This is a genomic window from Arthrobacter sp. USHLN218, assembly GCF_037144715.1.
Lineage (GTDB): Bacteria > Actinomycetota > Actinomycetes > Actinomycetales > Micrococcaceae > Crystallibacter.
This window is the reverse complement of sequence record NZ_JBBCYT010000003.1, coordinates 104831-127543: the sequence shown is the minus strand read 5'-3', so window position 1 is coordinate 127543 and position 22713 is coordinate 104831. Positions and strand designations below refer to the sequence as shown.

At 66.4% G+C, this 22713-nt stretch carries 18 protein-coding genes; 9 read left to right on the top strand and 9 right to left on the bottom strand.

The features are described from left to right. Positions 1 to 339 precede the first annotated feature (339 nt). The gene (locus WFH44_RS07870; protein WP_336713094.1) at positions 340 to 1137 is read left to right on the top strand and encodes a GerMN domain-containing protein; all 798 of its coding nucleotides are present in this window, start codon (positions 340 to 342) and stop codon (positions 1135 to 1137) included. 35 nt (positions 1138 to 1172) lie between these two features. Here WFH44_RS07870 and WFH44_RS07865 read toward each other — a convergent pair whose 3' ends face one another. From WFH44_RS07865 to hrcA, 3 genes are all read right to left on the bottom strand, one after another. Continuing rightward, positions 1173 to 1934, bottom strand: a complete 762-nt coding sequence (locus WFH44_RS07865) for a 16S rRNA (uracil(1498)-N(3))-methyltransferase (protein ID WP_336713093.1) — start codon at positions 1932 to 1934, stop codon at positions 1173 to 1175. A gap of 3 nt (positions 1935 to 1937) precedes the next feature. Continuing rightward, a complete protein-coding gene (gene dnaJ / locus WFH44_RS07860; protein ID WP_336713091.1) occupies positions 1938 to 3068 on the bottom strand; it encodes a molecular chaperone DnaJ in 1131 nt (376 codons plus the stop codon). A gap of 68 nt (positions 3069 to 3136) precedes the next feature. Continuing rightward, entirely contained in the window at positions 3137 to 4150 is a 1014-nt protein-coding gene (hrcA, locus tag WFH44_RS07855; RefSeq protein WP_336713089.1) for a heat-inducible transcriptional repressor HrcA, read from the bottom strand. Between the two features lie 209 nt (positions 4151 to 4359). Here hrcA and WFH44_RS07850 point away from each other — a divergent pair, with 209 nt between their 5' ends. Beyond that, positions 4360 to 5202 carry a DUF3097 domain-containing protein gene (locus tag WFH44_RS07850; RefSeq protein WP_336713087.1) on the top strand — a complete coding sequence of 281 codons (843 nt, stop codon included), beginning with the start codon at positions 4360 to 4362 and terminating at the stop codon, positions 5200 to 5202. Between the two features lie 111 nt (positions 5203 to 5313). Beyond that, complete coding sequence (locus WFH44_RS07845; protein WP_336713086.1) at positions 5314 to 5736, top strand: DUF4870 domain-containing protein; 423 nt, start codon at positions 5314 to 5316, stop codon at positions 5734 to 5736. Positions 5737 to 5776: 40 nt separating this feature from the next. On the opposite strand, the gene hemW is transcribed toward WFH44_RS07845, so the two are convergent. Together hemW and lepA are read right to left on the bottom strand one after the other, a co-directional pair. Then, entirely contained in the window at positions 5777 to 7006 is a 1230-nt protein-coding gene (gene hemW, locus WFH44_RS07840) for a radical SAM family heme chaperone HemW (protein ID WP_336713084.1), read from the bottom strand. 35 nt (positions 7007 to 7041) lie between these two features. Further along, a complete protein-coding gene (gene lepA / locus WFH44_RS07835) occupies positions 7042 to 8895 on the bottom strand; it encodes a translation elongation factor 4 (RefSeq protein ID WP_336713083.1) in 1854 nt (617 codons plus the stop codon). Between the two features lie 128 nt (positions 8896 to 9023). Here lepA and WFH44_RS07830 point away from each other — a divergent pair, with 128 nt between their 5' ends. The 3 genes from WFH44_RS07830 to WFH44_RS07820 all read left to right on the top strand — a co-directional run bounded on the left by WFH44_RS07830 (position 9024) and on the right by WFH44_RS07820 (position 11370). After that, complete coding sequence (locus WFH44_RS07830) at positions 9024 to 9575, top strand: type II toxin-antitoxin system PemK/MazF family toxin (RefSeq protein WP_336713081.1); 552 nt, start codon at positions 9024 to 9026, stop codon at positions 9573 to 9575. Positions 9576 to 9766: 191 nt separating this feature from the next. Beyond that, entirely contained in the window at positions 9767 to 10027 is a 261-nt protein-coding gene (rpsT, locus tag WFH44_RS07825; protein WP_264795513.1) for a 30S ribosomal protein S20, read from the top strand. 287 nt (positions 10028 to 10314) lie between these two features. Continuing rightward, on the top strand, positions 10315 to 11370 hold the full coding sequence (locus WFH44_RS07820; RefSeq protein ID WP_336713079.1) for an FUSC family protein: 1056 nt from the start codon (positions 10315 to 10317) through the stop codon (positions 11368 to 11370). An 8-nt stretch (positions 11371 to 11378) separates the two neighbouring features. Here the strand turns inward: WFH44_RS07820 and WFH44_RS07815 are convergent, their stop codons facing one another. The 4 genes from WFH44_RS07815 to WFH44_RS07800 all read right to left on the bottom strand — a co-directional run bounded on the left by WFH44_RS07815 (position 11379) and on the right by WFH44_RS07800 (position 17792). Continuing rightward, entirely contained in the window at positions 11379 to 14237 is a 2859-nt protein-coding gene (locus tag WFH44_RS07815; RefSeq protein WP_336713077.1) for a Pls/PosA family non-ribosomal peptide synthetase, read from the bottom strand. A gap of 287 nt (positions 14238 to 14524) precedes the next feature. Continuing rightward, positions 14525 to 15556, bottom strand: a complete 1032-nt coding sequence (locus WFH44_RS07810; protein ID WP_442892888.1) for a substrate-binding domain-containing protein — start codon at positions 15554 to 15556, stop codon at positions 14525 to 14527. A gap of 64 nt (positions 15557 to 15620) precedes the next feature. Further along, on the bottom strand, positions 15621 to 16811 hold the full coding sequence (locus WFH44_RS07805; RefSeq protein ID WP_336713075.1) for a Gfo/Idh/MocA family protein: 1191 nt from the start codon (positions 16809 to 16811) through the stop codon (positions 15621 to 15623). Positions 16812 to 16862: 51 nt separating this feature from the next. After that, positions 16863 to 17792, bottom strand: coding sequence for a sugar phosphate isomerase/epimerase family protein (locus tag WFH44_RS07800; RefSeq protein ID WP_336713074.1), 930 nt, complete (start codon positions 17790 to 17792; stop codon positions 16863 to 16865). 168 nt (positions 17793 to 17960) lie between these two features. Here WFH44_RS07800 and WFH44_RS07795 point away from each other — a divergent pair, with 168 nt between their 5' ends. From WFH44_RS07795 to WFH44_RS07785, 3 genes are all read left to right on the top strand, one after another. Then, positions 17961 to 18941 (top strand): LacI family DNA-binding transcriptional regulator, encoded by a 981-nt coding sequence (locus WFH44_RS07795; protein ID WP_336713072.1) that lies wholly within the window; start codon positions 17961 to 17963, stop codon positions 18939 to 18941. A 275-nt stretch (positions 18942 to 19216) separates the two neighbouring features. Further along, a complete protein-coding gene (locus WFH44_RS07790; RefSeq protein WP_336713071.1) occupies positions 19217 to 20998 on the top strand; it encodes a thiamine pyrophosphate-binding protein in 1782 nt (593 codons plus the stop codon). A 40-nt stretch (positions 20999 to 21038) separates the two neighbouring features. Beyond that, positions 21039 to 22418: an FAD-binding oxidoreductase gene (locus WFH44_RS07785; protein WP_336713069.1), complete on the top strand. Its 1380-nt coding sequence runs from the start codon at positions 21039 to 21041 to the stop codon at positions 22416 to 22418. The last annotated feature ends 295 nt before the right edge of the window (positions 22419 to 22713 follow it).

Genomic DNA, 22713 nt, shown 5'->3' with positions numbered 1-22713 from the left:
CGTTCGGTATCGATCCTGTTTCGATCCTGCATCAGTCCGGTTGAGAGGGCACGAAACATCCACGGCAAGGACCGGGGATGTGCCAAGCTAGTCTCTCGGACACCGGCACCGGCCGGTTCCGCAGGTCCTTCGAGGACTTGGACGACGAACGCAGCCGCAAGATAAAGGAACGCAGCTATTTCCCCCGACCAGACCCGGCACCCGGCCCCGACGCGCAAGTTCCGCGCCTGGCTGGCCGTCCTGACGCTTGGCAGCGTCGTGCTGATCGGCTGTTCCCCTGCGGGTCCCGGCAGCGAGCCGCGGACGTCGATGCCGCCCAGCACGGGGGGCCCTACCATCATGAGCAGCCCGCTGGTGACCAGCGCCCCGCTGGAGACACCGGAGAGCACGTCGCTTTCGCCCGTGTACTGGCTCGGCGAGAACGCGGACAGCGTCTTCCTCTATCGCGAGTTCCGTGAGGCGGAGGACCTCGGAGATCCCATAACGACGGCGGTCAACGCCGCTCTGTCGCTGCAGCCGCTCGATTCCGACTACTTCAATCCGTGGCGGCCGGCCTCCAAGGTCGGCACGTCGATCACCAAAGGCTCGGTCATCACGCTGGACATCTCCTCGGATGCTTTCAAGGCCAACGTCGACGAGGGCATCGCCGAGCGGGCCATCCAGCAGCTGGTCTATACGGCCACCGCCGCTGCCGCCAACGCCGGCCTCAGCACCCCGGGCAATCCCCTCGAAGTGGAAATCCTGGTGGACGGCCACCGCGGGTACAAGGCCTTCGGCTACGTGGAGCTGGGTGCCCTGATGACCCGAAATCCGGAACTGACCGCGCCGATCTGGGTCATCGACCCGCAGCAGGACGCCGCCTTGGACGGCCGGCTGGAAGTCTACGGCCGCGCCGTAGCCATTGACGCGCAGCTGTCGTGGCAGGTTTCCCGGCTGGAAGATGCCGAGGACACCGGCGGCAGCAAGGTCAAGTCCGGCACAGTCGCGATCAACGCCCCCGACGGCGAGTCCGGAGAGTTCCGCTTCGGCCTCGATCTCCCCGCGGGGACGTATCGGCTCAGCGTCTTCGATGCCGCCCAGGACGGGTCGGCCGCGGCCGAGCTGAACCCGGACAGCAAGGTCTTCAGCGTCAAGTAGCCGCTCATCGAGCGGTAGCGGGCAGGCCGGCGCGGCTACCAGCGCCGCAGCTGGACGCTCAGCAGCGTGACGGCCGCGGGTCCCGCGGTCGACGAGCGCAGCACGTGCGGCCCCAGCCGGACGGCGACCGCGCCGGCGGCGAGCATCTGCTCCACCTCCTGCGGGCTCATTCCGCCCTCCGGCCCGACGATCATGAGGACGCTGCCGTCCCCATCACCCGGCAGTCCGGCCGCCGCCACGGCGTCTGCCAGCGATTGCGCAGCGTCTTCATGGAGGATCAAGGCAAGGCGGCTGGAGGCAATCAGCCGGCACAGGTCCTTCAGGCCAACGAGCGTGCCGACCTCCGGGATGACCGCGCGGCGCGACTGCTTCGCCGCTGCCCTGACCGTCGCCTCCCACTTCGCCTGGCCCTTGGCCGCCTTCGCGTCGCGCCAGCGGACGATGCTTCGCTCGGACTGCCACGGCACCACGCGGTCGACACCGAGCTCCGTGGCGGCCTCGATGGCCATCTCGTCCCGGTCGCCCTTCGCCAGCGCCTGGACCAGCGTCAGGCTGTAGGGAGGCGCGGGATCGACGGCGACGGACTCGGCCCGGACGGTCAGCTCCTGGGGCGCGACGGCCGTAACCGTGCCGGAGAGGCGTTTCCCGGTCCCATCCACGATGTCCACCGCTTCTCCGGCGGCCAGGCGTTTGACCGCGACGGCATGCCGCGCCTCCGCGCCGGTGAGGACGAACAGCGCGCCGGGGGCGACGCCGTCGAACTCTGAGGGCTCAGCGAAAAAGACCGGGTTGGTCATGGGTTAGAGGTGCCCGAGCTTGTCGCGGAGACGGGCGAAGACGCCGGTGCCGCTGCCGGCGAGCTTGCCTTCGGTGTACTGCTCGCCGCGGGCCTGGGACAGCTGCCGCAGCAGGTTCTCCTGCTCGGAATCGAGCTTGGTCGGCGTCTCGACGTGGATATGGACCTTGAGGTCGCCGCGGCCGTAGCCGCGCAGGTGCGTGACGCCCAGGCCGCGCAGGTTGATGACCTCGCCGGCCTGCGTGCCGGGCTTGATGTCCAGCTGCTGGGGGCCGTCGAAGGTGTCCAGCTCGAGCTCGGTGCCCAGGGCCGCCGCCGTCATCGGCACGGACATCGTGACGTGCAGGTCGTCGCCTTCCCGCAGGAAGTTCTTGTCCTGGGCTACGCGGATTTCCACGTACAGATCGCCCTGAGGGCCGCCGCCGGGCCCGGTCTCCCCCTGCCCCGCCAGCTGGATACGGGTGCCGGTGCCCACGCCAGCCGGAATCTTGATGGTCAGCGAACGGCGGCTGCGGATGCGGCCCTCGCCGTTGCACTCGTTGCACGGATCGGGGATGACGGTGCCGTAGCCCTGGCAGCTGCCGCACGGGGCGGCGGTCATGACCTGGCCCAGGATGGAACGCACCGCGCGCTGAACCTGGCCGGACCCACCGCAGATGTCGCAGGTGCGCGGGCTGGTGCCCGGGCGGCAGCAGCTGCCGTCGCAGGTCGGGCAGACGACGGCGGTGTCCACCTCGATCTTCTTGTTGACACCGAAAACGGCGTCCTTGAGGTCGATCTTGACGTTGATCAGGGCGTCCTGTCCGCGCTGGCGGCGCGAGGCCGGTCCGCCGCCGCCTCCGGGGCCGCCGAAGAACGTCTCGAAGATGTCCTGGAACGCGAAGCCGGCGCCGGAGTAGCCGCTGCCGAAGCCGCTGTCCGTTCCGTTCTCATTGCCCGTCGTGTCGTAGACCCGGCGCTTCTGCGGATCGGAGAGCACTTCGTAGGCGTGGCTGACGCGCTTGAATTCTTCGGCCGCCTGGGGTCCGTCGTTGACATCCGGATGCAGCTTCCGTGCCAGCTTGCGGTAGGCCTTCTTGATTTCCTCAGCCGTGGCATCCTGGCTGACACCGAGAACGTCGTAGTGGTTGCTCACCTGGTTAACTTCTTTCCTGGAATCGGTTGGCGGACAGTGACTGTCCAACTGCTGCTTGCTGCCGGCGCCTAGCCGGCGAGGATCCTCGAAAGGTAGCGTGCGACCGCACGTACTGCCGCCATCGTCGTCGGGTAGTCCATCCGGGTCGGTCCGAGGATGCCGACCTTCGCCAAGGCATCCGGTCCATAGCCCGTGGCAATCACGGAGGTCTCGGCCAGCGAACCGTACGGGTTCTCGCTGCCGATCCGTACGGAGACGCCTCGCGCATCCTGCTGCATCTCCGAGAGCAGGCGGAGCATGACCACTTGCTCTTCGAGGGCCTCGAGGATGGGCCCGATGGTCAGCGGGAAGTCCATGGTGGAACGGGCGAGGTTGGCCGTACCGGCCAGCAGGATCCGCTCCTCGTGGGTGGCCTCGGCAAGTTTCACCAGCGCCGCTCCGAGCTCCCGCGCCACCGCGGCCGACTCGGGCCGGACTTGCTGCACCGTGCCGTCCACCAGTCCCCGCAGCGCTTCCAGCGGGTGGCCGGACAACTCGGCCAGGAAGGCGGTCCGCAGGTCGGACAGCTGCTGGTCCGTCACCTCCGCCGGGAGGCCGATGACCTGCTGCTCCACCTTGCCGTTATCCGCGATCACCACGACCAGTGCCCGGGCCGGCGCCAGCAGGACGAACTCGATGTGCCGCAGCCTGGCGCGGCCCAGCTGCGGGTACTGGATGACCGCGACCTGGTGCGTCAGCTGCGAGAGCAGCCGCACCGTCCGGTCCATCACATCGTCCAGGTCGTCCGCGCCCTCGAGGAGGGTCTGGATGGCCCGGCGTTCGGCCGGCGAGAGCGGTTTGACGTCGGAGATGCGGTCCACGAACAGGCGGTAGCCCTTGTCCGTCGGGATGCGCCCGGCACTGGTGTGCGGGGCCACGATGAGCCCCTCTTCCTCCAGCGCCGCCATATCGTTGCGGATCGTGGCCGATGAAACACCGAGGTGGTGCCTCTCCACGAGGGCCTTCGAACCGACAGGCTCGCGCGAATGAACGTAGTCTTCAACGATCGCACGAAGCACTTCCAGCCGTCGGACTTCGCTCACGGTACACCTCCTGATTCTGCTTGGCCGGCACGCGCACAGCATTAGCACTCAACACGCCTAAGTGCTAAGTCTAATACGTTACGGCCGTTGTTAGCATTGTCGGGCGGCCCGAGGCCGTCCCGCGGTGGCGCCGGCAGCCCGGCTGTGGCCTTGGCATGGCGCTGCCGCTCCCGTCTTCACTCACTACGGCACGAACAAAGGAAGTCGCTATGAGCAGTTACGGTTGGGGCCCGCAGGATCTCGCCGCCCCCAAGGCCAGGCAGCTGCGCGAGGTTCCCGCCGAACCCGGGCTGGTCCTGGAGGACGTCCAATCCGGCTGGGTCGGCGCCGTCGTCCGCGTGGAGAAGTCCGGCGGCATCCACCTTGTCTCGCTCGAGGACCGCCGCGGCAAGACCAAGTCCTTCCCCCTGGGTTTCGGTTTCCTGCTCGAGGGCGAGCCGGTCAAGGTCGTCGCCGCGGCGCCGAAGGCGCGCCCCGCGGGTCCGCAGCGGACCGCCTCCGGCTCCGTGCGGGTGGAGGGGCTGCGCGCCCAGGTCGCCAAGGCGAGCCGGATCTGGGTCGAAGGCAAGCACGATGCGGAACTGGTCGAGAAAGTCTGGGGGCATGACCTGCGGGTGGAAGGCATCGTCGTCGAACCCCTGCACGGCGTCGATGACCTGGCTGCCGCCGTCGAAAGTTTCGGTCCCGGGCCGGACCGGAAGCTGGGCATCCTCGTGGACCACCTGCTTCCCAACACCAAGGAGTGGCGGATCGCCGAGGCCGCGATGGCCGTGCCGGCCGCCCGCGGAAACGTGCTGATCGTCGGGCACCCCTACGTCGACGTGTGGCAGGCCATCAAGCCCTCGGTCATCGGGCTCGACAAGTGGCCGACCGTGCCTCGTGGCACCGACTGGAAGACCGGAATCCTGACCGGACTCGGGTGGCCGCACAGCACGCAGGCGGACATCGCGGACGGCTGGAAGCGGCTGCTGGGCAGCGTCCGGACCTATGCGGACCTCGAACCGTCGCTGCTGGGTCGGGTCGAGGAAGTCATCGATTTCCTCACCGCCTGAGGGCCGGCAGGACCTCGCGGCGGCCAATCCGCCATTTGCGGCCACTGCGCGCTCAACTTACCCTCTTAGATAGTGAAATCGAGCAACAGCACTTATTACGAGGCAGGTCCTGTGTCAGACAACACCGCGCGCAACGATCCTTCGGGGCGTCCTCCGGCGCGCCGGACGCAGTACCAAAGTGCCGCATCATCGGCCCTGCCGCTGACGCCGTCCGAGGACCGGCAGTGGGCCACCATGGCGCATTTCGGCGGCATCCTGGGCTGCGTCCCCTCACTGGTGATCTACCTGATCTTCAAGGACCGCGGGCCCTTCACGGCGCAGGAATCGAAGGAGGCGCTGAACTTCACCCTGCCGCCGACCGTCGTGGCCATCGTCGCCAACCTGCTGATCCTGATCCCGGCGGTGAGCGGATTCTTCGCCGTAGTGGCGGCCGCGATTTGGGTCTTCCTGACGGTCTTCTCCGTCAAGGCGGGCATTGAGGTCAACCGCGGGCGGCCCTACCGGTACCCGCTGAACCTGCGCCTCATCCGCTAGGCGCGGCGCTCAGGCTGTTAGAACCGTCGGGCTGCCCGGTCTAGTAACCGAGCAGCCGGCGCACGACGGCGTCCGCCAGCAGCCTGCCCTGCAGGGTCAGCCTGACGGTTCCGGCGATAGCGGCGGCACCGTCCAGGAGCCCCTCGGCGATCAGCCCGGCAACGGCCTTGCGCCCCTCGGCATCAAGTTCCGCGGTGGCAAGCCCGTCGATGATCCGTGTTTGCAGCATGATGTGCTCCATCCGGCGGGTCTCGGCGTCGAGGGTCTCCCGTCCGGCAGCCGGAGAAACCGAGGTCGCGAGCCGCTGCGCATAGGCCGCCGGGTGCTTGACGTTCCACCAGCGGACTCCGCCCATATGCGAATGCGCGCCGGGGCCGGCACCCCACCAGTCCGCCCCGCGCCAGTACGCCAGGTTGTGGCGGCACCGGTCAGCCTCGGAACGGGCCCAGTTACTGACTTCGTACCAGGAGTAGCCGGCGGAGCCGAGCAGTTCCTCGGCCCGGAGGTATTTCGCGGCATGGTCGTCGTCGTCGATGCCGGGCATTTCTCCGCGCCGGATCCGGGCGGCGAGCTTCGTGCCGTCCTCGACGATGAGCGAGTAGGCGGAAATGTGGTCGGGCTCGCAGGCGATGGCCGACTGTAAGCTGGCCTCCCAGTCCGCCATGGACTCCCCCGGCGTTCCGTAGATCAGGTCGAGGCTTACCTTTAGGCCTGCCTCCCGTGCCCACTGCACGGCCAGCGGCACGCGCTCCGGATCGTGGGTGCGGTCCAGCACTTTGAGCACATGCGGGACGGCCGACTGCATGCCGAAGGACACCCGGGTAAAACCGGCCTCCGCCAGCAGTGCCAGCGATTCAGGCGTCACCGAATCCGGGTTGGCTTCCGTGGTGACTTCGGCACCGGCTTCGAGGCCCCACAACTTGTCGGCCCGCCGCAGGATCGACGCCAAATCTTCCGCCGGCAGGAGAGTCGGTGTGCCCCCGCCGAAGAAGACGGTCGAGAGCTTCCGTTCCGGCAGGCCGGAGGCCGACATCGCGCGGGCGGCGAAGTCCAGCTCGGCGCTGGCCGTACCGGCGTACTCGTCCTGCGACGCTCCGCCGCCCAGTTCCTTGGCGGTGTAGGTATTGAAGTCGCAGTAGCCGCAGCGCACGGCGCAGAAGGGAATGTGGACATAGAGGCAGAAGTCGCGTCCTGCCGCTCCCTCGGCAGCCTGCGCCGGCAGCAAGCCGTCTGCCGGCGCGGGATCGCCCAGCGGAAGGGTACTAGGCACGGCGGCGGACCGCCGTCGTCGTAATGCTCATGCGGCTACTTCTTGGCCTTGTCTTTCGAATCGTCCGAAGACAGCGCCGCGATGAAGGCCTCCTGGGGCACCTCGACCCGCCCGACCATCTTCATGCGCTTCTTGCCTTCCTTCTGCTTTTCCAGCAGCTTGCGCTTACGGCTGATGTCGCCGCCGTAGCACTTCGCGAGCACGTCCTTGCGGATGGCGCGGATGTTTTCGCGGGCGATGATCCGGGAGCCGATCGCCGCCTGGATGGGGACCTCGAACTGCTGGCGCGGAATCAGCTCGCGCAGCTTCGACGTCATCATGACGCCGTAGCCGTAGGCCTTGTCCCGGTGCGTGATGGCGCTGAAAGCGTCCACCTGTTCGCCCTGCAGCAGGATGTCCACCTTGACCAGGTCCGAGACCTGGTCCCCGTCCGCCTTCCAGTCCAGCGACGCGTAGCCGCGGGTCTTGGACTTGAGCATGTCGAAGAAGTCGAAGACGATCTCCGCCAGCGGCAGGCGGTAGCGCAGCTCCACCCGGTCCTCAGAGAGGTAGTCCATCCCCTTCATGTCGCCGCGGCGCGACTGGCAGAGCTCCATGATGGCGCCGACGAATTCGTTGGGCGCGAGGATGGTCGCGGAAACCATGGGCTCGCGGACTTCGGAAACCTTGCCGTCCGGATATTCGCTCGGGTTGGTGACCGTGATGACCTTCTTGTCCTCGAGCGTGACTTCGTACACCACGTTCGGGGCGGTGGAAATCAGGTCAAGGTTGAATTCACGCTCCAGCCGTTCCCGGACGATCTCCAGGTGCAGCAGGCCCAGGAAACCTACGCGGAAGCCGAAGCCGAGCGCCGCCGAGGTCTCCGGCTCGTAGATCAGCGCGGCATCGTTGAGCTTGAGCTTGTCCAGGGCGTCGCGCAGCACCGGGTAGTCGCTGCCGTCGATGGGGTACAGCCCGGAGAAGACCATCGGCTTGGGGTCCGCGTAGCCGCCGAGCGACTCAGCGGCGGGTTTGGCCAGGTTGGTCACCGTGTCGCCGACCTTTGACTGGCGCACATCCTTCACGCCGGTGATCAGGTAGCCGACCTCGCCCACCCCGAGGCCCTTGGTGGGCGTCGGCTCGGGGGAACTAACGCCGATCTCCAGCAGCTCGTGGCTGGCCTTGGTCGACATCATCTGGATCCGCTCGCGCGGATTGAGCTTCCCGTCAACCACGCGCACGTAGGTCACCACGCCCCGGTAGGAGTCGTACACGGAGTCGAAAATCATCGCGCGGGCCGGGGCGTCCGCATCGCCGACGGGTGCCGGCAGATCCCGGACGATCTTGTCGAGCAGGGCCTCGACGCCTTCGCCGGTCTTGCCCGAAACCTTCAGGACGTCCTTGGGGTCCCCGCCGATCAGGGTCGCCAGCTCCGCAGCGTACTTCTCCGGCTGCGCCGCCGGGAGGTCGATCTTGTTCAGCACCGGAATGATCGTCAGGTCGTTTTCCATGGCCAGATACAGGTTGGCCAGCGTCTGGGCCTCGATGCCCTGGGCGGCGTCCACGAGCAGGATTGCGCCTTCGCAAGCCGCCAGTGAGCGGGACACTTCATAGGTGAAGTCCACGTGGCCCGGGGTGTCGATCATGTTCAGTGCGTAATCGACGTCGTCCAGGGCCCACGGCATGCGGACGGCTTGGGACTTGATCGTGATTCCGCGTTCCCGCTCGATGTCCATCCGATCGAGATACTGGGCCCGCATGTCACGCTGCTCGACGATCCCGGTCAGCTGCAGCATGCGGTCGGCCAGCGTCGACTTACCGTGGTCGATATGCGCGATGATGCAGAAGTTCCTGATGAGCGCCGGATCTGTGGCGGCGGGCACCGGTGCGGTGCGGGCCTTGGGGGACACAGCGGGTTCCTAACTGTCAAGCGGGGTGCGGGGGTTGGCTGCAACAGACGCCAAGTTAATAGTCTCCCACGAGAATCGCCACGATGTGCATGGCTCCGCGCCGGGCAAGCGGACGTTAGCGTTGGACCATGCCCATTGATGCAAACACTTTCGGACGTCTTCTGCGCGGTGCCGCAACGGTCCTGCGCAACCTGCAGCGCGGCACAGCTGCGCCTCCCCCAACGCGCGGGCGCGGCCGGCAGGGGCAGGGGGCCCGGCCCGAAACCCCCAATCTCAGCTCCTCTTACCCCGGCGACTTCCGCGGCGCCGCCAGCGTCATGTACGCGCCGAAGCCCGACGGGCAGCCGGATCCCGGGGAAATCGTCTGGACTTGGGTGCCCTACGAAGAGGACCACACCCAGGGCAAAGACCGTCCGGTACTGCTGGTGGGACACAGCGGCGGCAGGCTGCTGGCCCTGATGATGACCACCAAGGACCGCAACAACGGCCAACACAGCGATTCCGATTATGTGGATGTAGGGACGGGACGCTGGGATCGTCAGCGGCGCCCGAGCGAGGTCAAGCTCGACCGCATCCTGCAGGTAGATCCCGCAGACATCCGCCGCGAGGGCGCGGTGCTGGACCGGGCCCCTTTCGAACAGGTGGCGGCGGAACTGCGGCGCCGCTATGGGTGGTCCTAGGAATCGCCGCGCCGCACCGTCCTGCAGCGCGCACGCCAGCCGCTGATCTGCTAACATTGTCAGCTGTGTGTCCGCGCAGGTCGACGGGCACCTCAGCTCCGGCTGCCATTACGGTATCCCCACGCCGCTCAGTCAATGGCCGGGTCTGACTGCCCTCACCGACCAGTCCGCAATACAAAGAGAGTTTATAAGTGGCCAATATTAAGTCCCAGAAGAAGCGCATCCTCACCAACGAGAAGGCACGCCAGCGCAACGCCGCTGTCCGGTCCGAGCTGAGGACCGCAATCCGCGCCGTCAACACGGCCGTCGATTCCGCTGACAAGGACGCCGCCTCGGCAGCCCTGACCTCCGCCAGCCGCAAGCTGGACAAGGCTGTCAGCAAGGGTGTCATCCACAAGAACAACGCCGCCAACCGCAAGTCGGCAATCTCCAAGAAGGTCAACGCCCTCTAGGATCCCGGTTTTTCCAAGGTCCGCCGGACCGAAGCATCAGGGCCCCCGCTCGATTGAGCGGGGGCCCTGATGCTTAACCGGTAAAAGCCCTGCTAACCGGTGGGAGCCCCACGCGGCTGAGCGCCCGCTAGGCACCGGCGCGGCGTGACGTTGCCGACAGGACAGGACCACAGCAGGGCAGCGGACCGCCGGTAAGATAGATGCCCGGACAGCCGCCCCGCGGACGGCGCGGAAGACCGGAGGGCGGTGGCGATATCTTGCGGACCTTAAGGGCCCACGCCCGGGCAGTGTTTACCGTCGCCCCCGCGCAAAACGACCATCTGCCCGCGTTGCGTGTGGCGCTCAGCGTGGCCGCGCCCTCACTCGTGCTGCTTGCCCTCGGCCGTCCTGACCTCATCATTTACGCGGTCTTCGGTGCGTTCACTGCGATGTACGGCAGGGCCGAATCCCACCAGCTGCGCCTGAGGCACCAACTGCAGGCGTCCTGCCTCCTCGTGGCCGGGGTCGGTACGGGCATCCTGCTGTCTGCACACCACGTGGACACCTGGGCCCTAGTGGCAACGGAGGCCGCCTTCGCCGCACTGGCCTCGCTGCAGGCGGACCGCGCGGGACTCAGACCGGTAGGACCGTTCTTCAGCATTTTCGCCCTCGGCGCCTGCGCCTCGGTCCCGCTGAGCATCGCCCCCTGGGCCGCCCTGCTGATCACTGCCGGCTCGGCAGCATTTTCGGTCCTGGTCGGATTTGCCGGATGGACCCGGACACGTAGCTGGGTACCGGGAGCGGTCAGGCAGGTTCCACCCCTGCGCGGCCCCTACCTGGCGGGGGCTGCAACCCAAGCCGGCCGCTACCTGATAGCGGTCGCGGCCGCCGGCGGTATCGGCCTGCTGGCCGGCATCGGTCACCCGCACTGGGCGATGGCCGCGGCCGCGGTGCCGCTGGCCGTCGAAGGGACCAGGCGCCGGGTCTACCGCGGTATCCACCGGATCCTAGGCACCTTCGCCGGGCTCGGCGTGACTGCACTTGTCCTCTTCGCGGACCTGAACCCGACTGTCCTGGCACTTCTCGTCATCGCCTTCCAGTTCCCCACCGAGCTCTACATGGCCCGCCATTATGGCCTGGCTTTGGTCTTTTTCACTCCCCTGATCCTGATCATGACTCAGTTGGCTGCTCCCGCCGATACGGCATCCCTGATTGTGAACCGGGGACTTGAGACATTCCTGGGGGCGCTGGCGGGCATCGCCACCGTCCTGCTCCTCAGGAGCCCGCCAAACAAATCCAGCAGCTGGATATCCACCCTTAGCCTGATTGGTGGGAGGGCCGGCGGTTCGGCAGGTGAGCGCTGAGGTGATGGTCATGAGCGGGCCCCTTCCAGAGCGGTGGTGGGTGTGGTGGCGGTGCGGGCTTCGACGGCCGGGTTGCCGCCCCAGAGGGCTCCTTGGGTGAGGGTTTCGCCCTTCATCACGAAGGAGTCGGCGGCGACGACGACGCCGTCTTCGATCGTCACCCCGTAGTGCACCAGTGCGCCGACGCCGAGCGTGACGTCGTCGCCGATGACGTCGTAGTCGGATTTGAACATCCCGTCCTCCTGGGAGTGGGACTGGACCAGGGAGCCGCTGTTGAGTGTGCAGCGGGAGCCGATCGTGACCAGGGTCCGTTCGGGGATGAAGCAGCCGTCGTCGAAGACCCGGGATCCCATCCGCACGCCCAGCAGACGCCACAGCAGCGGCTTGAACGGGGTTCCGTTCAGCAGCCCCATGTAGCGGCTCTGGGCCTGCAGCTTCCAGTACCGCTCGTGCCACCAGAAGTAGGGGTGGTAGATGGAGCAGAGCTGGGGCTTCAGCCGCACCGAGCCCAGCATGAGGAATTGGATACCGATGGGGGCCAGGATGCCGACGAAGAGCATCACGACGAAGGCTGCGCTGAGGGCCAGGAACCCGAACTGGTCGGACAGCTCGAGGCCGGCAAACGAGACCAGCACCGCCAGCGAGGCGACGAGCCAGCGGGTCAGCATCAAGAGGGCCATCGAACGCAGGTTGTGCCGGTTCTTGGCCGCGAGGTCGCGGCGGAAGTCGGCGCGGGTCGTCTGCTCCTTGGGCGCGGCGTCGCGCAGGACCGTGCGCGGGATCTCGAACGGCGGCGACCCGAGCAGGCCCACGTCGTGCCGGACCGGTCCGTCGAGGGGAACCATTACCTTGGTCGCGAGCAGGCAGTTGTCTCCGGTCTTTGCGCCGGCCGGGTAAAGCACGAAGTTGCCCAGGAAGTTGCGTGGACCGACGGCTGTCCGGCTGACCTTGAACGACGTCGCCGAGTAGTCCGTGTTCATGAACGAGACCCCGTCGGCGATCATGCTTCCCGTGCCGATCTCAGTCAGGTACGGGTTGTCGTGCTTGAACATTGTGCCCAGGTTCGATCCGGTCTGCTCGACCTTGCCCTGCTTGTAGCCGAGGGCCCCAACGAAGTCCACGACGTAGGAACTGTCGCCGAACAACGACGGCAGGAAGCGGCTGTTCGTCATCCTCGACACTGCCTGCTCGGCCGCGTGCCGCAGGCCGAACATCGGATACACCGTGTCCGGCTTCAGCGCGAGCTGGAGCACCCGCGGCACGGTCGAGATCAAAAGCAACACCACGACCGTCCCACCGAAGACGGATAGGCCGGCATAGAAAAGAGCGTCCCCGTAGAAAACCCAGCTGCCGAACGCCCAGGCCTGCGGCTCCAGCAGCGCCGCCACGTTCGGATCCGCCAGAACGATCAGCATGACCACCTGACCCAGCAGAATGCGACCCAAACCGATCATGCCGATGACCTGGGACGTGGCGAACCAACCGCGGCGCCACGGCCGGTAAGGCCTGGCCTCGACTCCGCCGTAGTCCACGTCCGTTCGCCTGCCCGGGGAGCCGTGCCACCGCTCGCCCGCGGGAACGGACTGGCCGGTATACAGGGTGGACCGGTGGCCCAGCTGCGAGCCGTCCCCCATCGCCGTGTCGATGTCCAGGACGCTCCCCTCCCCCACAATAACGTCGCGGCCCAGCGTCACGGCACCTGTCTGGATGACGCCGCCGTGGGCGCGGTAGCCGTTGGCGAACACGTCCTTGCGGATCACCGTCCCCTCCCCGATCGTGAGCAGGTCGGTGCAGATCGGCAGCCGGGTGGTCAGGATCGTCACGTTGCGGCCCACCTTGGCGCCCATCGCCCGCAGATAGAAGGTCATCACCGGCGAGCCCCTGAGCAACATCAGGGGGGAGGTGCGCATCAGCGTCTTGACCAGCCAGAAGCGGAAGTAAGCCAGGCTCCAGATGCGGATCTCCTGGGGACGGAAGCGCCCGACGATGATCCACTTCGCCGCCACCGGCAGGATGCACATGATCAGGAACACCGCCGCCGCGTAGGCCGTCGAGCGCAGGTAGATCTCCAGGAAGCTCAGGCCGTGCTCCTGCCACTGGTGGTTGCCCGGCCCCGACTCCGGGAACACCCACTGGTACCACACGACCGTCAGCAGGCCGGCGACCACGCAGTAGCCGAGGTAGACCAGCGTCTGCAACACGCCGCATAAAATGTACTCCCAGGTCCGCGCGTCCATCGGCGCAGGCGTCTCCGGGACGGACGCCACCGCCGGTGAAGGCTCCTGCGGCTTCTCCTGCTCCGCCGGTGCCAAAGCAGCAGCCAGGGCAGAGACACTCGGGCTGGCATACACGTCCTTCATCGACACCGAGGGCAGGTCCGGCTCCTTCCGCACCCGCGCACAGAACCGCGCCATCACCAGAGAATCCGCGCCCAGGTCCTGGAAGAAGTCGGCATCCGCCGGGACCTGCTCCACGCCGAGCACACCGGACAACACCTCCGCCAGCCGGACCTGCACCCGCGCAGCCGCCGGCGCCGCTTCCGCTGGTGCCAGCGCCGCGGCCAGCGCCGAAATCGAAGGGCTCTGGTAGATATCTCTCATCGACACCGACGGCAGATCCGGCTCCTTGCGCACCCGCGCACAGAACCGCGCCATCACCAGCGAATCCGCACCCAGGTCCTGGAAGAAGTCGGCATCCGAGGGGACACCATCCTTTTCCACTACCGCTGCGAGAAGTTCAGCCAGCCGGCGCTCAAGGTCACCGGCCGACCCCGTGGCCGGGGGGACTGGAGACTCGCTCCCCGGCGGAGCTGCGGGAGCCGGGGGACGCGGGTGGAAACGGTGGGCTCTTTCAAGGTTGCTCGTCATATCTCAACCGTTGGGCCCAGCCGTAAGCCCCTACTGTGGCGGAACTGTGAACCTGCTGTGGAGTAGGAGCTTGGCTGCACCGGCCACTGTCAGGGTGTCCTGACAACGAGTTCCGCCCCGGCCCGCGGAACCTTCGCCGGCCGGGGACGGGATCTGCGGCGGCTTCGCCTCGGAGGCCCCCGCACCTGCGCTCCTGATTCGACCCCGCGGAGACGTCCGGGTCCCGCATCTGCTGGCGGGCTTGGACGGCGGAGCCGGCCAGCAGATGAGGATCCTGGGGTGGGGCGTTAGCGTATGCCTTCCTGCGCGTACTCCAACACGGCCTGTGCGTTGGATTGATCGACAACGGCTGGTCCGGTGAGGGTGGCCTGCCCGCCACCTACTTTGAATGCGCCGCGGTGGTTCTGCCACAGTGCGTCGACGGACAGGTATCCCTGGAGCCACGGTTGCTGATCGACCGTGAAGAGAATATCCCCATCGACGATGGCTTGGGCCAACTCGCCGTTCATGTCAAAGGATCCGGCCTTTACATCGCTGCCGGCCTCTTCACGCGATGCCAGCACCGTCAAAGCAATCGGAGCGTCCAGAGCCACCACCGAATCGGCGTCCGAAGCTGTCTGCAGTTTCGCGGTAGTGGTGGAGGCGACCTGAGTCATGTCGCTGCCCTGAACGTATAGGATCTCGGTTTTCGGCAGGACTTCCTTTAAACCCTCACAACGCGTTTCCAGGCCGACGTTGCCCTGTTCGTGGATCACGCAGATCGGGTTCTGCAGCCCTTCTTCCTTAAGCTTTTCACCTGCAGCTTCGCCCGCGAGACGTTCGTCGCTGCCGAAGTGGGCGAAGGCGCCGAAGTCTTGGAACTGGTCTGTACCGGAATTCAAGGTGACAACCGGGATACCGGCTTTCTCTGCATTTTTCAGGACGTCCTGCAGGGCATCGGGTTTGGCCAGGGTGACCGCAATGCCGTCAACGTCCTGCTCGATGTACTGCTGCACAAGCTGTGACTGGCGCCCGCCTTCCGGGTCGGAGGCGTAGAGCAGTTCAGCGTTGTCCTTGGCTGCGGCTTCCTCGGCGCCTTTGCGTATCGTGTCCCAGAACGTGTTTCCGGGGGCGGCATGCGTGATCATCGCGATCTTCATCCGCTCGGTCTGGGCAACCTGACCGGCGGCTTCGCCGCCGTCGTTATTCTGCGGCCGTCCGCCGGTGCTGGAGCAGCCCGCCATGGCGAGGGCGGCGGCAAGCACTGCGCCCGCCGCGAAGTACCGGGCCGACGTTCTAGATGCTGCTTTCTGCCTGCGACCACGCTGTTGCAGTTTCATGAATCTTTCCTTTCGGGGCGGATCCCGTTGCCGGGTCCATTACTTCAGGCGGAAGGTGCCGGGATCACCCGACGGGCTGGCCAACCAGGTCGTTCACCGGAACACTGCGGCCATCTTTGCTGGACTTCAGGGCGGCACCGACGACCTTCATCATCCGCAGGGCGGTGTTGAAATCGGTGTCCATAGGGGCCGCTGCCTGGACACTGCGCAGGAACTCCTGGATCTCGGCAATGAACGCCTCGGCGTAGCCGGTCCCCACGCCCGCACCGGGCATGGCCGCCACATCAAGAAAGTACGGGTGGGCCGGACCGGTAAAGACCCGGCGGGGCCCGTTGAAGGCCGTGTCCCCGGATTCCGCACGGAAGATGCTGAACTCGCCGGAACTGATGGAGTCGAAGTGGGCGTGGCCCCGGGAGCCGAAGACCTCGACGCCTAGGGAGTTGGGAATGCCGGTAGCGATACGGCTGAGAGTGATCTGGCCGATGGCCCCGGTTTCCAGGGCCACGGTCAGCAGTGCGATGTCGTCGTTGGTCACCGGACCCGTTTCGCTGGAAGTCGCGCCGCCGTGTCCGATGGCTCCCGCCGCAGCGAGTGGTCGTTCGGTGATAACGGTGCGCAGAGTGGCGCTGCTGACCTCGCTGATCGTTCCGGCAACGAACTGGAGCGCGTCGATGGCGTGGGCTCCGATATCCAGTAAAGCCCCGCCGCCCGCTTGCTCCTGGGAGTAGCGCCAGGTCAGGGCGCCGGAGGGGTCGGCTGCGTAGTCCGCGTTGTACCAGGCCCGCACAGTGTGGACCTCGCCCAGCAGGCCATGCTCGACGGCCTGCTGAAGCGCCGCCAGCCCGGGCAGGCGGCGGAAAGAGAATCCAACACCCGTAACGGCCGGGGATGCCGCAGCCAGTTCAGCTAGAGCCGCGGACTCTTCCGGCGTGCGACCGATCGGTTTTTCGGCGAACACGTGCTTACCGGAGGCGATGACGCGGGAGAGCACGTCGCTGTGCAGGAAGTTCGGCAGGGCGACGCTGATGACGTCGACGTCCGAGGCGATGAGGGCATCGACGTCGGCGGTTGCGCGGGCGAAGCCGTAACGGCGGGCAACGGACTGCGCGAGGTCCAGGTTGGGGTCGGCGATGGTGTCCAGCTCGATCGAGATGGGCGTTTCGGAACGGGCCATCATTGCGTTCCGGAAGCCGAAGGCATGGGCCTGTCCGGCCATTCCGGCTCCAATGATGCCAATACGCAGGGGACGTGACACGGGTACTCCTGATCAGTGAGAAAAAGGGCGGATTTGGATTAGGCCGGTGCGTCAGCGGACGCGGGTACGGGCGCCGCAGGATGTGATGTGCTGCAGGGTGCGGGTGGCGATGGGCAGCGGAACACCGAAGTCGCGCACCGGGTAAAGGTCCTGTTCGACGATCGCGAAGATGTCTGGATCGATGTCGGTTACCGCGTCCAGAATGGGCGCGAAGTCCGGAACCCCGTTAGGCGGTTCCGTCATGATGCCCTGCCGGACGGCATCTGCGAACGGTATATCGTTCTTGAGCACGTCAGCCAGAAGCACGGGATCGACCTGCTTCAGGTGCAGGTAGCCGATCCTGTCCGGGAACTCGCGGACCAGCCGCAGGCTGTCGCCCAGGTAGTAGGCGAAATGACCGGTGTCCAGGCACAGGTTAACGAATTCGGGGTCCGTTGCCTGGACCAGTCTGGAGACTTCCCCGTAGGTCCCGACCGGACTCTCGGCATGGGAGTGGAACTGCTGGCGCAGTCCGAATTCCTCCAGAAGCCGGCGCCCGAGTTCCTCGTGTCCGGCAAAAAAGCGGTCCCACTCATCGACGCTGAAAGTCCGGGATCCCTGTACAGCGCCGTCCGGGCCGCGGACCCACAGCTCGGGGATCACGATCAAATGCCGCGCACCCAAAGATTGCACCAAAGCTGCGACTTCGCGGACGGACGGCCAGACAGCCTCCAGCGCCCCGGCGCCCTTGTGAAGTGCAGTGAAGACCGTTCCGCCCGAAAGCGAGAGGTCGAACCGGGACAGCTGGTCCCGAAGCTTGGCAGCGTCCGTACCGAGATAGCCGAAGGGACCGAGTTCGGTCCAGTGGTAGCCGGCCTCATGGACCTCCCGCAGGTACTGCTCCGCGGGCGGCTGCGCAGGATCCTGCGGGTTCCATACACCCCAGGAGTCCGGCGCCGTTCCCACGCGGACACCGGTATCTATTGCCGTGGATGTGAGCAACGCTGCTCCCTTCCCTCAGGGCATTCGGCTCCTGTACGAATGCGATGCACACCACACTAGAGCGCTCTAGTAGGATCGTCAATAGATGTTTTTCCTGTACTAACATCGGCAATAGCGCAGGGTGTCCGTGCACCGGGAGCAGGAGGTTGTCTTTTGAAATCCGCCACTATGGAGGACGTCGCCCGGGAAGCTGGTGTCTCGCGGGCCTTGGTTTCGATTGCTTTCCGCGGGGTGTCCGGAGTCAGCGACGAGACCCGGGAACACATTTTCGCCGCGGCTCAGCGGTTGAACTACCAGCCCAACCGCATCGCTTCCCTGCTGGCCAGCAAGTCCACAAGTTCCATCGGCGTCTTCCTCCTCGACCTGCACAATGACCTGTTCGCGGACGTTCACGACGGCATCCGGAAAGCTATCGCCGGGTCCGGCAAGCACATGGTCCTATCCGTCGGGTCCGTCGAAGGCGAACTCGATGCAACCGCGCTCAATGCCCTGATCCAGTCGCGCGTGGGCATCATCATAGCCGCCGGCCTCCTGCTGCCGGACGAGGACCTCCTGAAGTTCTCCCGTAGTGTCCCCATCCTCAGCACCGCCCGACGTGTACCGGGACTCGACAGCGTCTATTCCGACAATCTGAGCGGAGCGCAAGCCGCCACCCGACACCTGCTCAACCTCGGGCACCGCCGTGTTGTCTTCCTGGCCAACCCTCAGACCGACGGCTACCTCGAACGTCAAAAGGGTTTCGTAACCGTCATGAAAGAGGCCGGGCTAACGCCCGAAATCCAGCCCTCCGCGTACTCACGGACGCAGGCCGCGCGAGATATCGGCCCCCTGCTCGACCACCCCGACCGTCCCACGGCAATCTTCGCCCACAACGACCAGTCCGCTCTCGGTGTCCTCGATGCCATCGCCGCCAGGGGAATGCGCGCACCATCCGATATTTCCGTGGTCGGATACGACAACACTTCCGCAAGCACTCCCCCAGGCATAGCGCTGACAACAGTCGACATTCATGCACAGGACTTGGGAAGGACCGCTGCCGAGAAAGCCCTACAACGACTAACCGACCCCGGAGCGCCGATTATTGATTTGGCCTCGGAACCGACCCTGATCGTCCGCGGCACCACAGGCCCTCCTCCGCACGCCTCATAGACAAGCGCAACACGCGCCAGACTGCGGCGCTTCACCCCCCGTTCTCCCGAGTGCTTGGCGGCGCACGCACCTTGTCCTCCCAGGCCTGCGCGTCCGCACGCAGAGGCGGGACCTTACCGCTATTGCCCATTAAGTAGACAGTTTGCGATGCCCATTTCAGGATCATGGGGCCAAAATGCACAGACTGTTTACTCCATTGAGGACTGATTGCGCAGCCGATGGGTGCAGGTCACACTCAGACAAGACCATGATGTCCGCGAGTACTGAGGAGTCCCATGACCGCCGTTGCAGGCCACCGTGCGAAAGCCGCCGCCCCCTTCGCTACCGAGGCCACCGCCACCGTCCCGCAGGCCGTGGCCCAGGTCGTGCGTGAGCGTGCTACGACCCTCTTCGGGCTGATGGGCAACGGCAATGCCCATCTGATCAGCGAGCTGACCAGCACGGGTTTCCCGTTTGTCACCGTGCGCCATGAGGCCGGCGCCGTGGCCGCGGCGGACGCGTTCTTCCGCGCGTCGGGCAAGCTTGGCACGGCCACCGTCACCTACGGTGCCGGGTTCACGAACACCCTCACTGCCCTGTCCGAGGCCGCTATCGCCCGTATCCCGCTGATCCTGATCGTCGGCGACGCTCCCACCTCCGGGCCGCGCTTCTTCGATGTCGACCAGGTCGGCATGGCCGCTGCTGCCGGCGTCGAGACGGTACGCCTGGACGCGCAGGACCCGGCCGCCCAGATCCGTGAGGCCTACGACCGCGCCGCGGCGGAGTCCCGGCCGATCGTCGTCGCCATCCCCTATGACCTGGTGGAGGCCCCGGTGCAGGCCGCCACGCAGCCGGCCGAAGCACCGCAGCTCACGACGCTGGCCGCTGCCACGCCGGCGGCCACGGAACTCGAGCCGCTGGTCGCCGCGCTGCGCGGCGCAGAGAAGCCGCTGATCATTGCCGGCCGCGGCGTCGTCGACTCCGCCGGGGCCCCAGAGGCCCTGCGCCGACTGGCCGACGGGCTGGGAGCCTTTATCGCCACCTCTGTGATGGCCCGCCAGGTGGCCGGGCCCGAGGGCGACCTGGGCATCGCCGGCGGCTTCGCCCGGCTCGAACGCGTGGAGATCATGCGACAGGCCGACGTCGTGCTGGTGGTCGGAGCGGGCATGAACCCGTTCCAGATGCGCTATGGCACCCTCGTGTCCGAGGACGCCCTCGTGCTTCAGGTAGACTCCCGCGCCGGCCAGCGCGGTGAGCGCACGGACCGCTTCCTCGTCGCGGACGCAGGTGCCGCGCTGGCGGCCCTGGCGGCGGCGTTCGGCGCCACCCCGCAGGAGAACGGCCGGCCCGACGGCGGCTGGCGGGGCCGACAGTCCCTGTCGGCGGCCCCGCGCGTGGAAGGCATGCGCGCGGACGGCTCCATGGAGGACGGGCTGGCCGAGGACGGTCGGCTGAACCCGCGGACGATGGCGCTGGCGCTGGAGGACATCCTGCCCCGCGAGCGGACTTTCGTGCAGGATGGCGGACATTTCATCGGGTGGATCCCGCTGATGTGCTCCGTACCGGATGCGCGTTCCCATCTGTTCGTAGGCACGGCTTTCCAGTCGATCGGGTTGGGCTTTCCCTCGGCCGTGGGTGCCGCGGTGGCCCGTCCCAACCGGACCACAGTGCTGGTGACCGGTGATGGCGGAGGGCTGATGGCGCTGCCCGACTTCGAAAGCTTCGTACGCCAGGCGCGCAGCGGGGTTGTGGTCGTTTTTAACGATGCCGCCTATGGTGCCGAACTGCACCAGTACGCCGCCCGCGGACTGGATGAAGCGGCCATGCTCATCGAGGAGGTGGACTTCGCCGCCCTCGGCCGCGCCTTCGGCGCCGACGGCATTAAGGTCCGGAGTCTACAGGACTTGGATGCCCTCAAAGACTGGGTGTCCCGCGGCGCTGAGGGCGTGTTCGTGCTGGACTTGCCGATCTCCCAGGCCGTGGTCGCCGAGTACATGGCTGAGTCGATGGCCGGTGCCCGGCCGGCGCCACGTCCGCTGCCGGTGGGCTCATGCACTGTTTCCGCTATAGATTCATGAAAATTACTCATTTCTGCACGCCACTACACTCCGAGGACCTATGCCCGTCGACCAGCTCCCCGACACCGTCGAAGCCCTGCATACTGCTCTGCCCGGCCGGGTAGACAGCGACCCTGCCCTGCTCGCCCCTTACACCGCCGATCGTTCCGGCCACCGCTCCTCCGGGACGCCGCTGGCCGCGGTCCGGGCCCGCAGCGTCGAAGACGTCCAGGCCGTCTGCCGGATCGCTTCGGCCGCGAGCATCCCCGTGGTCACGCGCGGTGCCGGGAGCGGCCTGGCCGGCGGTGCAATCGCCGGGCCCGGCGAAATCATCCTCTCCCTGGCCGAGATGGACCGCGTCCTGGAAATTTCGGAAGAAAACCGGCTGGCCATCGTCGAGCCCGGCATCCTGAACGGCCGCCTCAACGCCGTACTCGCCGATTACGGCCTCTGGTGGGCTCCCGATCCGGCCAGCAAGGACATCTCCACTGTCGGCGGGAACATCGCCATGAACGCCGGCGGCCTGCTCTGCGCCAAGTACGGAGTCACCCGGGAAGCGGTCCTGGCCCTTAAGGTCGTCCTCGCCGACGGAACCCTGCTCTCGGTGGGACACCGAACCGTCAAAGGCGTCACGGGCTACGACCTGTGCGCGCTAATGATCGGGTCCGAAGGGACGCTGGGCATCATCGTGGAGGCCACGCTCAAACTTCTGCCTGTCACCGAAGGCGAGACGGTCACGATCGGCGCGTTTTTCACCACGGTCGAGGAGGCCGCGGCCGCGGCTTCCTCGGTCACCCGGCGGGGGCATGTACCAGCCATCATGGAGCTGATGGACAATCGGACGCTCGAATGTGTCGCGCGCTATGCCGGGCAGGACATCTCCGATCGTGGTGCCTACCTCCTCATCCAGTGCGATGGGCCGGCCGCAGCAAAGACAGCCCAGCACATCGCCAGTGTTGCTGCGAATGCCGGCGGGGCCGTCGAGATCACCACGGATCCCGACGAATCGCACCGCCTGCTCAACTTCCGCCGCAGCGCCTTCCCCGCCTTGGAAGCCATGGGCACCATGCTGGTCGAGGACATTGCCGTGCCCCGTGACCGCATGGCGGCCGCGTTCGCCGCGATCCGGTCGCTTGAGGACAAATACGGCGTACTGATCCCCACGACCTGCCACGCCGGCGACGGAAACCTGCACCCCACCTTTGTCTTCCAGGGAGAGGAAGTGCCCTCCGCAATCTGGGCAGCGGCGGGCGAACTGTTCACCACCGCACTCGACCTCGGCGGTACACTCACCGGAGAACACGGCATCGGCCTGCTCAAACGCGACTGGCTGCAGGACGAACTCGGCCAGGACCAGTACGAGATCCAGCGCAGGATCAAACAGGTCTTCGACCCGCTCAACATCCTCAACCCCGGCAAAGTCTTTCCTCCGGAAGCTTGAAAGCGCCCTGGGCACCTATTTGCCGGGCCGTGAAGATCTGCCTGTTTGGGTTCCGGGTGGCAACAGCCGCAGTCCATTCTTGACAGCGACATGCATTCGCTTCTTCCACGGCCTTGCGTCCCCCAAAGGAGGGGCATTGACTTTTCCCCGAAGTGGGGGGCTGATGTTTTCACAAGATCAATAGGCCATCCTCTTGGTGTGGCCGAAGGTGGTTGCCGACATTCCCGAATGGATGCTTGGCCACGATCCGGACCCGGTTTCGTCTTCCGCCCCCGCTGGCGATGCCGGGTCCGGT